The 12,427-nt window shown below is 30.7% G+C and carries 10 protein-coding genes; all 10 read left to right on the top strand.

The genetic code is table 11. The features are described from left to right. Nucleotides 1–21: 21 nt before the first annotated feature. The 10 genes from guaA to pcrA all read left to right on the top strand — a co-directional run bounded on the left by guaA (nucleotide 22) and on the right by pcrA (nucleotide 12,404). Complete coding sequence (guaA, locus tag DMR38_RS18500) at nucleotides 22–1,554, top strand: glutamine-hydrolyzing GMP synthase (RefSeq protein ID WP_127722807.1); 1,533 nt, start codon at nucleotides 22–24, stop codon at nucleotides 1,552–1,554. A 277-nt stretch (nucleotides 1,555–1,831) separates the two neighbouring features. Next, entirely contained in the window at nucleotides 1,832–2,983 is a 1,152-nt protein-coding gene (locus DMR38_RS18495) for a methyl-accepting chemotaxis protein (RefSeq protein WP_127722805.1), read from the top strand. A 212-nt stretch (nucleotides 2,984–3,195) separates the two neighbouring features. Next, nucleotides 3,196–4,548 (top strand): glucose-6-phosphate isomerase, encoded by a 1,353-nt coding sequence (locus tag DMR38_RS18490; RefSeq protein WP_127722803.1) that lies wholly within the window; start codon nucleotides 3,196–3,198, stop codon nucleotides 4,546–4,548. 252 nt (nucleotides 4,549–4,800) lie between these two features. Further along, nucleotides 4,801–5,001, top strand: a complete 201-nt coding sequence (locus tag DMR38_RS18485; RefSeq protein ID WP_127722801.1) for a hypothetical protein — start codon at nucleotides 4,801–4,803, stop codon at nucleotides 4,999–5,001. A 39-nt stretch (nucleotides 5,002–5,040) separates the two neighbouring features. Then, nucleotides 5,041–5,493, top strand: coding sequence for a YaiI/YqxD family protein (locus tag DMR38_RS18480; RefSeq protein WP_127722799.1), 453 nt, complete (start codon nucleotides 5,041–5,043; stop codon nucleotides 5,491–5,493). Nucleotides 5,494–5,717: 224 nt separating this feature from the next. Then, on the top strand, nucleotides 5,718–7,721 hold the full coding sequence (locus DMR38_RS18475; protein ID WP_127722797.1) for a triple tyrosine motif-containing protein: 2,004 nt from the start codon (nucleotides 5,718–5,720) through the stop codon (nucleotides 7,719–7,721). 69 nt (nucleotides 7,722–7,790) lie between these two features. Next, on the top strand, nucleotides 7,791–8,465 hold the full coding sequence (locus DMR38_RS18470; RefSeq protein ID WP_127722795.1) for a lytic transglycosylase domain-containing protein: 675 nt from the start codon (nucleotides 7,791–7,793) through the stop codon (nucleotides 8,463–8,465). A gap of 231 nt (nucleotides 8,466–8,696) precedes the next feature. After that, nucleotides 8,697–9,413 carry a pseudouridine synthase gene (locus DMR38_RS18465; protein ID WP_127722793.1) on the top strand — a complete coding sequence of 239 codons (717 nt, stop codon included), beginning with the start codon at nucleotides 8,697–8,699 and terminating at the stop codon, nucleotides 9,411–9,413. Between the two features lie 291 nt (nucleotides 9,414–9,704). Next, nucleotides 9,705–9,998, top strand: coding sequence for a YerC/YecD family TrpR-related protein (locus DMR38_RS18460; protein ID WP_127722791.1), 294 nt, complete (start codon nucleotides 9,705–9,707; stop codon nucleotides 9,996–9,998). Nucleotides 9,999–10,163: 165 nt separating this feature from the next. Next, nucleotides 10,164–12,404 carry a DNA helicase PcrA gene (gene pcrA, locus DMR38_RS18455; RefSeq protein WP_127722789.1) on the top strand — a complete coding sequence of 747 codons (2,241 nt, stop codon included), beginning with the start codon at nucleotides 10,164–10,166 and terminating at the stop codon, nucleotides 12,402–12,404. Nucleotides 12,405–12,427: the final 23 nt, after the last annotated feature.

The following is a 12,427-nucleotide window of genomic DNA, read 5'->3' as shown; positions in this document are numbered from 1 at the left end:
TAATTGGTTAGGAGGAAGTTCATGGAAAAAGAAATGGTCGTTGTAGTTGATTTTGGCGGACAATATAATCAACTCATAGCAAGAAGAGTTAGAGAAAATAATGTATACTGCGAAATACTTCCCTATACTTGCTCTATAGATAAGATAAAGGAAAAAAATCCTAATGGAATAATATTTACAGGTGGACCCAATAGCGTATATGGCGAAAATGCTCCTAGAATAAGTGAAGAGATATTTAAATTGGGAATACCTATTTTAGGTATATGCTATGGACATCAACTTATATGTAATATATTAGGTGGAAAAGTTAAAAGTGCAGAAGTAAGGGAATACGGAAAGACAAAGATAGAACTTGATGCAGATAGTGATTTATTTTCTAATATAGATAAAAATCAAATCTCATGGATGAGTCATACAGATGTTGTATCAGAACCTCCAAAAGGATTTAAAGTAATAGCAAAGACTAATGGATGTCCTGTTGCGGCAATAGAAAACACTGATAAAAAAATATATGGAGTCCAATTCCATCCTGAAGTTGAACATACACCTTTTGGAAGAAAAATGCTTTCTAACTTTTTATTTAAGATATGCAATTTAAAGGGAGATTGGTCTATGTCTTCTTTTGCAGATGAAAAGATAAAGTTAATAAGAGAAAAAGTAGGAAATAAGAAAGTAATATGTGCCATGTCCGGTGGAGTAGATTCTTCCGTGGCAGCAGTTCTTGTACATAAGGCTGTAGGAAAGCAGCTTACCTGTATATTTGTAGATCATGGCCTTTTGAGAAAAGACGAAGGGGATCAGGTAGAGCATGTATTTAAAAAGCAGTTTGACATGAACTTTATAAGAGTAAATGCTAGAGATAGATTTTTAGGAAAATTAGAAGGTGTATCAGATCCTGAAAAGAAGAGAAAGATAATAGGAGAAGAGTTTATAAGGGTATTTGAAGAAGAAGCTAGAAAATTAGGAGATATAAGCTTCCTAGTTCAAGGCACCATATACCCAGATGTAGTTGAGAGCGGTCTTGGGACTTCTGCAACTATAAAGAGCCATCATAATGTAGGTGGACTTCCAGAAGACATGGATTTTAAGCTTATAGAACCACTTAGAGAATTGTTTAAAGACGAAGTTAGAGCTGTGGGAGAAGAACTCGGAATACCCCATAAATTGGTTTGGAGACAGCCTTTTCCAGGCCCTGGACTTGCAATAAGAGTACTTGGAGAAATTACTGAAGAAAAGCTTGCAATAACAAGAGAGGCAGATGCTATATTTAGAGAAGAAATAGCAAATGCAGGCTTAGATGAAAGGATATGGCAGTATTTTGCTTGTCTTCCTAATATACGTTCTGTTGGAGTAATGGGTGATGAAAGAACATACTGCTACACAGTTGCATTGAGGGCTGTAGTATCTAGTGATGCTATGACTTCCGATTGGGCAAGAATACCATATGATGTTTTGGACAAAGTAAGTAGAAGGATAGTTAATGAAGTTAAAGGAGTAAACAGAATTGTATATGACGTAACTTCAAAACCACCTTCCACAATTGAATGGGAATAAAACATATATATTTAAATTTAATATTAGTAAAAATGGAGTGCTGTAGAAATACTTTTTAAAGTAGTTTTGCAGCACTCTATTTTTGCATATATGAAAAAATTTACCTAGAAAAGTCAACCAAATTGAGCATTAATAAGACATATTAGTAATTGATAGAATTAAATTTTTATAATATACTGAAAATATATGATTATTTAAATTACGACAGAATAAACAATTATAACTGAAATTAGACCATAAATTTACAAATATTTTGTGATTGAGGAAGGGATTTATTATGATTTCTATAAATATGCTGGAACAGTTAAAAGCTATATTAGAATTGCAATTAGACATGATACCTGGTGGAGTGTTATATTTAATTGTTGAAGGAGACACATTTACATGGAGAAAAGCATCAAAACAATTTGATTTGGATATGTTTAAGGTTGGTGATAAATTAAATTTAAACAGTATAGTAGGTAGGGCAATGAGAGAAAATAGAACATTAATGGAAGATGTTCCAAGATCCCTTTATGGGGTAAGATTAAAGACAATTGCAGAACCCTTAGTGGATGAAAGTGGAAAAGTTGTTGGGGCACTTTCAATTGTATTTCCAAGGCTTCACCTTATAGCAAAATCCTTTAATAATTTTGCACCTGTTTTATCCGAAATGTTTCCAGAAGGAGTTTTTATCTATTTGACTGATTTATACAAAGTAATGTATAGACAAGCCTCAAAACAGTTTGATATGCCTACTGTAACTGTAGGATATAAATTATTAGAAGGCGACATTGCAAAAGAAGTTATAGATAAGAAAAAGCAAATTGCAGTAGAACTTGACAGTTCAAAGCATGGCATTCCTACTTTGGATGCATGTTACCCATTGTTTGATGAAGAAAACTCAAATGAAGTTGTGGGTACATTAGGAATAGTGATTCCAAAAAAAGTTGCAAGTGATCTAAGAGATATGTCTGCTAATCTTGAAAGCGGTATTTCTGGAATTGCTTCTGCAATTGAACAGTTATCCATATCTGCAACAAACATACACTCAAATGAAATGGATCTTAATAATGGTATTAAGGAAGTAATAGATTTGTCTGAAGAAATTAATACAGTATCAGTATTTATAAAAAATATTGCTGACGAAACAAATATGCTTGGATTGAATGCTGCCATAGAGTCAGCTAGAGCAGGAGAAAGCGGAAAAGGATTTGAAGTTGTTGCACAGCAGATAAGAAAATTATCTAAACAGTCAAAAGATACAGTTCCACAAATTAAGAAATTAACGGACAGCATTAAACAGAAAGTTGATGAAACTCGAGAAAAAAGCCAGGGTTCTCTATCAGAAAGTCAAGAACAAGCGTCTGCTACAGAAGAGATTACGGCGAGTATACAAGAATTAAGTTCTATGTCAGCAGAATTAAATAAAATTGCACATAAATTGTAAAGGACATTGTATTATAAAAATGTATTTAAGAGTGTATCATAACAGTATGTGGTTGTGATACACTTTTAATATGCAATACATTAATAAATAATGTAATCAGGAAAATTGATATATATTAAAAGATAAAAAGTAAAAATAAAAGGCAAATTTATTAATTTTTTAAGGATTTTAGTATAAACTATTTTATAGATATATAATTATGGAGGTAAAATATGTTTAAAGGATGTTTGAACTTGGATTTGAGTAAATGTGAGAATTATTTGAAAAATTATGAGATAGAAGCCCTGGAACCTTTTATAAATCAGGCTCATGAAATGCTGCATAAAAAAACAGGAATAGGCGGCGAATTTACAGGATGGATTGGTTTGCCTCTAAATTATGACAGAGAAGAGTTTGAGAGAATAAAAAAATGTGCTAAAAAAATTAGAGATAATTCTGATGTCCTTGTAGTCGTAGGAATAGGAGGGTCTTATCTGGGAGCTAGAGCAGCTATAGAAATGTTAAGTCATACTTTCTATAATAATTTGCCTAGAGAAAAAAGAGGTGGTCCTGCAATATATTATCTGGGAAATAATATGAGTTCAACTTATATGGCAGATTTTATGGAGATCATAGATGGAAAAGATATATCTATTGATGTAATATCCAAATCAGGTACTACAACAGAACCCGCCATAGCATTTAGAATGCTTAGAGAATTACTTCAAAATAAATATGGTCGTGAGGGAGCAAAGGAGAGAATATTTGCTACAACGGATAAGAAAAAAGGTGCTCTAAAATCTCTGGCAGATATGGAAGGATATGAAACCTTTGTAATTCCGGATGATGTTGGAGGAAGATTTTCTGTACTCACAGCAGTAGGTATGCTTCCAATAGCTGTAGCTGGTATTAATATAGATCAATTAATGCAAGGTGCTGCAGATGCAGTTATTGCCTATGGAAATTCAAAGTTAGATAAAAATGATGCCTATAAATATGCAGCAGTGAGAAATATTTTACAAAGAAAGGGTAAATCTATAGAAATATTAGCTAATTTTGAACCATGTTTGCACTATTTTGGAGAATGGTGGAAACAACTGTATGGAGAGAGTGAAGGAAAAGATAATAGAGGAATATTTCCAGCAGCAGTAGATTTCTCAACAGATCTTCATTCTATGGGTCAATATATACAAGATGGATTTAGAAGTTTAATTGAAACTTTTATAAATGTTGAGAAACCAAGAAAAGAGGTTACAATAAAGTCGGATGAAGGAAACCTTGATGGATTGAATTTTATTGCAGGAAAAACTATGAATTTTGTAAACCAACAAGCCTTTAGAGGTGCAATTTTAGCTCATAGTGATGGAAATGTACCTTGTATAGTATTAAATGTACCTGAATTGACAGCATATTATTTTGGACATATGGTGTATTTTTTTGAAAAGTCATGTGCTGTAAGCGGCTATCTTATGGGAATAAACCCTTTTGATCAACCTGGTGTTGAAAAATACAAGAAAAATATGTTTGCACTTCTTGGAAAACCTGGTTATGAAAATATGAAATTAGAACTTGAAAAACAGATATAGAGGTTTTAAGCAAAAATCAACTTATACTTCGGATATTTTTTACAACCTTCAGCTCGTTAAAAATTTTTCACTAAGACTTATATACAAAATATTTAAAAGAGCTTCATTATTGTAAAAATGTGCCTCCGTATAAGTTGATTTTTAAGTTAGAAAACCTATAAAGATTTTTATAAATTAACTGTTAAGTATGTAAATATAATATATAATAAAAAGTGTTGTAATATATTTTTATAGGTGTAGGGGGGAGATTATTTGAAAAAGTATTTTATAAAAAGATTTGTAATATTTACACTTATATTTTTTGTGTTATATTTTATTAACCTGCAGGATAAAAATTTTGGATCAGTTTTTAAAATTATTGGCATTTCTTTATTGTCAGGGGGGTGCCTTGGAGGACTTATGCTTTTGCTAAAGATTACCTTCGGAAAGATGGGACAAAAAAGAAATCAATAGTAAAGGAGAAAATACGTAAAATTATACGTTGTGGATTAGATGAAAATATTAGTAGATGCAGATGCCTGTCCTGGAAAGTCTATAATAGAAAAGGTTGCTAGAGAAAATAATGTGGAAGTTATAATGTACTGCGATATAAATCATGTTTTAAGCAGCAATTACAGTACTATTAAGTACGTGGATGGTGGATTTCAAAGTGTAGATATGGTTCTTATAAATAAAGTTGAAAGTGGAGATATAGTTATAAGTCAGGATTATGGGGTAGCAGCTATGACGTTAGGTAAAAAAGCTTATGCCATAAATCCTAAAGGGTACATATATGATGACAATAATATGGATCAACTTCTTTTTGAAAGACACATATCTTCAAAAATAAGAAGGTCTGGGGGAAAAACCTTCAGCCCTAAGAAAAGAACAAAACAAGATGACGAGAGACTTGAAAAAAACTTACTTAAATTAATACTCAGCTGTAAGGATAACTTTTACAAATGAGAATGGAATACTCCTTTTAAAATAGTTTATTTTTAAAGGGAGCATTTTTGATTTTAGCTAGGTCTCAATATTGTTATACATTAGATATATTCCAATTTATTGACTTAGTGTTAAATTATAATAGAAATATACAAAAAATACTATTACAGAATATGGAACTATAGTATAATAAAATTATGGGAATTAGTGCCTAGGAATATTATTTTACATGGGGGATGATGTAGATGAATGAACTTGCTATAAGCTGTAATCTAGAAAGTCCACAGGAGCAAAAATCAAAAATTATTATAAATATATATAATAACTTAAAGGAAAAACTTGTTTATAAGTATATGATTGGATGTAATGGAACCTGGACTGTGTTAAAAGATTTTACAGAATGTGAGAATGTAGAGTGGATTCCGAAGAATGAAGGAAAGTATATATTAATGGTACAAGCTAAAAAGGTAAATGGAAGTAAAAGTTTTGATTATGTATCCAGGATGGACTATGTAATAGGAAAAGTGGAGGAAAAACTAATAACTGCTGTACATATGGATAAGAAGAAATTAAAATTAGGTGATAAATTAAATATAACAGTTAGTACATCTAAAATGCCTCTTATGTTTAGATACTGGATAAAGATAAAAGATGAATGGGAAATGATAAAAGACTATTGTGCTGAAAACACACTTTCATGGACAATTAAAAGTGAAGGTAAGTGTCAAGTATTAGTAGAATGTAAAAATGTGGACTCAAAAAATAAATATGATGACTTTAAAATTGAAGAATTTCAGGTGCTTCCCTTAAAAGAAATTAAGATAACGGATTTCAAGTGTCTGACTGATAAAATTTTAGAAGATTCTGAACTTACTTTTCAAGTAGATGCACAGTATGATATAGATAGAACTATACTTTATAAATTTTTTAAAATAAGTTCTAATGGACAGGTACAGTGTGTACAAAATTATTCTACCAAGAGGACAGTAAGTTATGTGGAACATAAGAGCGGTGAGTACAAGCTCTTATGTATGGTAAAAGACATGTACTCCCAAAATAAATTTGACGATAGGGCTATGCTCAATTTTGAAGTTAAAAAGTACAGTAAAATTTATATAAAAAATTTTACTACAGATATAAATTATCCACAATTATGTGGAACAAAAGTAACTTTAAAGGCGGAAACCATAGGTGGAAGAGAGCTTTTATACAGGTATATAATTTATGGAAAATCCAGTGAGGATTCTGGATATACTCATTTTAATAGTTATGTTTGGGAAAGTAAGGCTCCAGGAGATTACAAGATAACTTTGATGGTGAAGGATAAATCCTTTCAGGGAAGTTATGAGGCTATGGAACATTTAAATTATGTTATAGATGAGAAAAGCGATGAACCTGTCAGAATTGAAAAAGTTTTAATGGATAAAAATGATCATGTTCTAATAAATGAAAATATTAATGTAGATGTAGAAGCATCAGGAGGGGTAGATCTTAGATACTCATTTATAATAAGGGAAAAGGAAGTAGAGTTATACAAGATAAATTATTGTAAAAATAGCCACATGAAATTTATTCCTAAAAAAGAAGGAAATTATGAACTGGAGGTTAGAGTAAAAGATAAATATTCAAAGAGAGAATATGACTGTCATTCCATAATAAATATAACGGTTCTAAGCTATATACCTGCTGCAATTGATTATGTGCTGTATCCAGCAAGGGAGTATTATTTAGTAGGCGATAAAATTTCTATAAATTGTATAGTTCAAAATACTAGAAATGTGGTTATGAAATATGATCTCAATATAAATAATCATCAGGTGGAAGAGACGGATTTTGTGAATGAAAAGACCTATGTGTTTATACCAAAATACAGTGGTAGATATAAGGTAGATATATTTGCAAAGAATGTTAAAGGAACCAGAGAATTTGATTGCAAAAAGGAAGTTACAATTAAAGTAAATGAAGCACTACCTGTAACAAATACGAGAATAACCTGTGACAATGCAGATTTTATATGCAATAAACCAGTTATATTTACAGCTCATAGCGAAGGTGGTAAAGATGTACTATATGAATTTTATATAATGGAGAAAGGGGATTGGAATTTAGTTCAGAACTATAGTAAAAAAAATTACTATACACTTATTCCCTTTGAAAAAGACGAATACAAAGTGCTTGTACTTAGTAAGAGTCAGTACGATAAAGTGTTTTATGAAGATTATACCATATTTTCCTTTAAAGTTAATTGAATAGCTATAAAGTTATTACATATTAACACGATGAAAATAAATAGATTATGTTTTTAAGCGGGTGAAAAAATGAGTGTAAATAACGTAAGTAATGAGAATCAAAATACAAATCTTCAAAAAGTATTGCAATATGAGATGATGACTCAAATATTTAAACAAGCCTTTGGAGATTCTGATTCCTTTCAACTTGTAATGGAAAGCTTAACTAAAGCATTATCAGACAGCAGTGGAAATATTGACTTGTCTAAATTAAACTTGGGACAAGAAGATCTTAGTAAACTAGGATATGGGGCAGGCCAAAGGTTAAATACTGTTTATAATAGTGTAAAAAGTGACATACAGAGTGGATCTGCAAGTATTGATCAGGCAATTGCAAATGCTTCAAGAAAATATGGGGTGGATGCTGATTTGATAAAGGCAGTTATAAAACAAGAATCTAATTTTAATCCAAATTCTACATCCGGTGCAGGAGCTGAAGGACTTATGCAGCTTATGCCAGGTACTGCTAGAGAACTTGGAGTTACGAATTCATATAATATAGATCAGAATGTAGATGGAGGTACCAGATACTTAAAAGAAATGCTTAATATGTATGGAAATAATAAAGAACTTGCATTAGCTGCATATAATGCGGGTCCCGGAACCTTGCAATCTAGGGGTGTTAGTGGTACTTCAGGTATTTCAAGATTGCCTTATGAAACGAGAGATTATGTACAAAAAGTTATGAAATATTACGGAAAATAGTACAATTTTTTATAATTAGCTTTAAATGACATGATAATAAATATTTAATTACACAAAATACAGGATATTAGTAGAGTATATTAATATCCTGTATTTTTGTGTGATGCCAGGAACTCTACTTATGAATAAATCAAGTTAATTATCTGAATTTTGAGTTAAGAATTCTTAATTATAATAGTATATTTTATATAAATGCAGAAAAAGGTATAATATATGAGAGGAGGCGAAAATATGGATAGAATAGACAAGATTTTATCAAATTTAGGTTTTGGAACCAGAAAAGAGATAAAAGCTGTAGTAAAAAATGGAGAAGTAAAAATAGATGGTACTGTTATAAAAGATAGTTCCATGAAAATAGATCCTGATAAAAGTACAATAGAAGTTGGAGGTAATGTTGTAGAGTACAAAAAAAATATATATTTATTAATGAATAAGCCTCAAGGAGTAGTGTCGGCAACTTTTGACAACTATGATGAAACAGTTATAGATATTCTAGAGCCTGAGTATCAGGCGTTTAAACCATTTCCAGTAGGAAGGCTAGATAAAGACACGGAAGGACTTTTGCTTATTACAAATGATGGTGAGCTAAATCACAGGATGATATCACCTAAAAATCATGTAGACAAAGTTTACTATGCTGAAATAGATAAATATTTGGATGAAAGAGATGTAAATAGGTTTAAAAAGGGAATACAACTAAAAGACGGATATAAATGTTTACCTGGTAAACTACATATTATAGAATCGAATGAAGATGGTGCTAAGGTAGAGGTTACTATACAGGAGGGAAAATTTCATCAAGTTAAAAGAATGTTTAATGCATTAGGAAAAAATGTAGTTTATTTAAAGAGAATAAAATTTGGACCTATGGAGTTGGATAAAGATCTAAATTTGGGACAATATAGGGAATTATCTAAAAATGAGATTGAAAGTATAAAAAGAATTTGAATATGAATTAAATTCAATCATAATTATATTAAATTTACAATTATATTTGCATAAATGTATGAGATTTTACTTGATATTTTATTCAAGTTTTACTATAATTAAGTTGCAAGGATAAATAAAAGGAATGAATAGCCCCCTTTTTATTTATGAGCAAAACAGTCCATGCCCCAATGGGCTGTTTTGCTTTTTTGAATTTAATTATCTACAATTTTATAGATTAATGTTTTAATACGTGATAAAATTAAAGGGGTGATATTAACATTAAATGTACATGAATAAGGAGTGTAGTTCATGGAAGAATATAAATCTAAATTACAGAGTAAAGAAATGGATTACTTATGTGAGGCAGTATTGTCTTTAAAGACAAAAGAAGAGTGTTATAGATTCTTTGAGGATATATGTACTATAAATGAAATAAAGGCATTAGAACAGAGGCTTCAGGTAGCTGGAATGTTGAAAAACAAAAAAACATATTTGGACATTGCAGCTGCAACAGGGGCAAGTACTGCTACCATAAGTAGGGTTAATAGGTGTTTGAATTATGGAAGTGACGGTTATAAGATAGTCCTAGGAAGATTAAAATAACATATTCAATCAGTACAAATAAATTTTTTGTGTGTTGATAAAAATATCAGCACATTTTTTATGCTTTTCATGATTAAATTAATTGTAGAATGTTATAATATTAAACAGGAAGTATCTCTGTATCTAATTTAAATTAGGGGAGATAAACAAACAGGAGTGAATGTTATGGATTTAAAAAGTCTTTTGAATAAAGAACAGTATGAAGCAGCCGTATATGTAGATGGCCCTCTATTGATTTTAGCTGGGGCAGGTTCTGGAAAGACCAGAGTTTTAACTTATAGAATTGCGCATATGATTAAGGATCTAAATATATATCCTTCTAAAATACTAGCTATAACTTTTACTAATAAGGCTGCAGGAGAGATGAAAGACAGGATAAAAGAGTTAGTAGGAGATGAAGTAGATGGAATGTGGGTATCTACATTTCATTCAAGCTGTGTAAGAATACTTAGAAGAGAAATAGACAAATTAGGATATAATAAGAATTTTGCAATATATGATAGTTATGATCAAAAAGTGCTTATAAAACAGTGTATGAAAGAGTTAAATATAAGTGACAAAGATATAACTGACAGAGAGATAATAAATAAAATTAGTGGACAAAAAGATAATTTAATATCTCCACAGCAATTTAAAAAGGAGAATGAAGGAAACTTCAGAATGAATAGAATTGCAGATGTTTATTTGTTATATCAAAAAAAGCTCAAGGACAACAATGCACTGGATTTTGATGATCTTATATATAAAACTGTACAGCTTTTTAAGGAAAATGAAGATGTACTGGAATTTTATCAGAGAAAGTTTAAGTACATAATGGTAGACGAGTATCAAGACACCAATAGATCTCAATACGAGTTTGTAAGGCTTCTTGCAAAGGAACATAAAAATATATGTGTAGTAGGAGATGATGATCAATGTATTTATGCTTGGAGAGGTGCGGACATAAAAAATATTTTAGATTTTGAAAAAGATTATCCCAATGCAAAGGTAATAAAGTTAGAGCAAAATTATAGATCCAAGGGTAATATATTGAAGGCAGCTAATGATGTTATAAGTAATAATTCAAATAGAAAAGAAAAAATGCTGAGAACTGAAAGTGAAAATGGAGACAAAATAAAATTGTATAGGGCTTATTCAGATATAGATGAAGGCAGATATATTGCATCTAAGATCAAAGAAATATTGAAAAAGGATGAAGGCAAACATTACAAGGACTTTGCAATACTTTATAGAACTAATGCCCAATCCCGTATATTTGAAGATGTATTTATGAAATCAAACATTCCCTATAGAATTATTGGAGGCTTAAAGTTCTACGACAGAAAAGAAATAAAGGATATTATGGCTTATTTAAAATTTATAAATAATCCTTTGGATGATGTTAGTTTAAGAAGGATAATAAATGTGCCAAAGAGAAGTATAGGGGATTCTACAGTACAGAAAATACAGGATTTTGCTAATTCTATGAATGAATCCATGTATAATGTACTTTTATCTATAGACGAGGTTTTAAATTTAACAAAGAGAAATATTAATTGTATAAATAAATTTGTGAGTCTTATAAATAGTTTTATAAGAAGCAGGGACAAGATTACTGTGTCCAGCCTTATAAAGGAGATATTAGATACTACTGGATATTTAGAGGAACTCAAAGATTCAAAGGAGGCAGATAGTATAAGCAGGGTAGAAAATCTACAAGAACTTGTATCTGCTGCTGCAGAGTTTGAAACTTCTTCAGAAGATTCGTCTCTTTCTGCATTTTTGGAGAAGGTGACTTTGGTTTCAGATGTAGATAATTTTGATCAAGATGCTGACTCAGTTGTACTTATGACAGTACATAGTGCTAAAGGGTTGGAGTTCCCTGTAGTATTTATGGCGGGAATGGAAAATGGAATATTTCCGGGAACCCAGTCTTTAAATGAGTTTAAGGAAATGGAAGAGTCTAGAAGGCTTTGTTATGTTGGAATAACAAGAGCTAAGGAAAAACTTTATATGACTTCTGCGGAAACCAGGAGGGTATTTGGAAGAATGGTATCTTACCAGCAGTCTAGTTTTATAAGTGAGATATCTCATGACCTTATAGAGTATGACAGCTTAAAAAAATCCGATTTTACTAGTTCTATAAATAAGCAATTAAATAAAAATACTTTTTCCTGGGGTAAAAAGGTTCACCAAAATAATTTGATAGAAAATCCAGTATCTCCTTCTGTAGAAAGTGTTCCAAAGGGTAATTATTTAAAATTAGAGAATATAAAAGAAGGAACAAAAGTTAAACATGGGAAGTTTGGATTAGGGACTATTGTAAGTATATCTAAAAGTGGTAGTGATATAAAACTTACTATAGTTTTTGATAAGATGGGAATAAAAAATTTAATGTACGGAGTAGCACCGCTGGAAGCTGTATAAGATTCATTGATTGTTTATGGAGG

Source organism: Clostridium sp. AWRP, assembly GCF_004006395.2.
Taxonomy (GTDB): Bacteria; Bacillota; Clostridia; order Clostridiales; family Clostridiaceae; genus Clostridium_B.
This window is presented reverse-complemented; position numbering and strand designations above follow the sequence as displayed.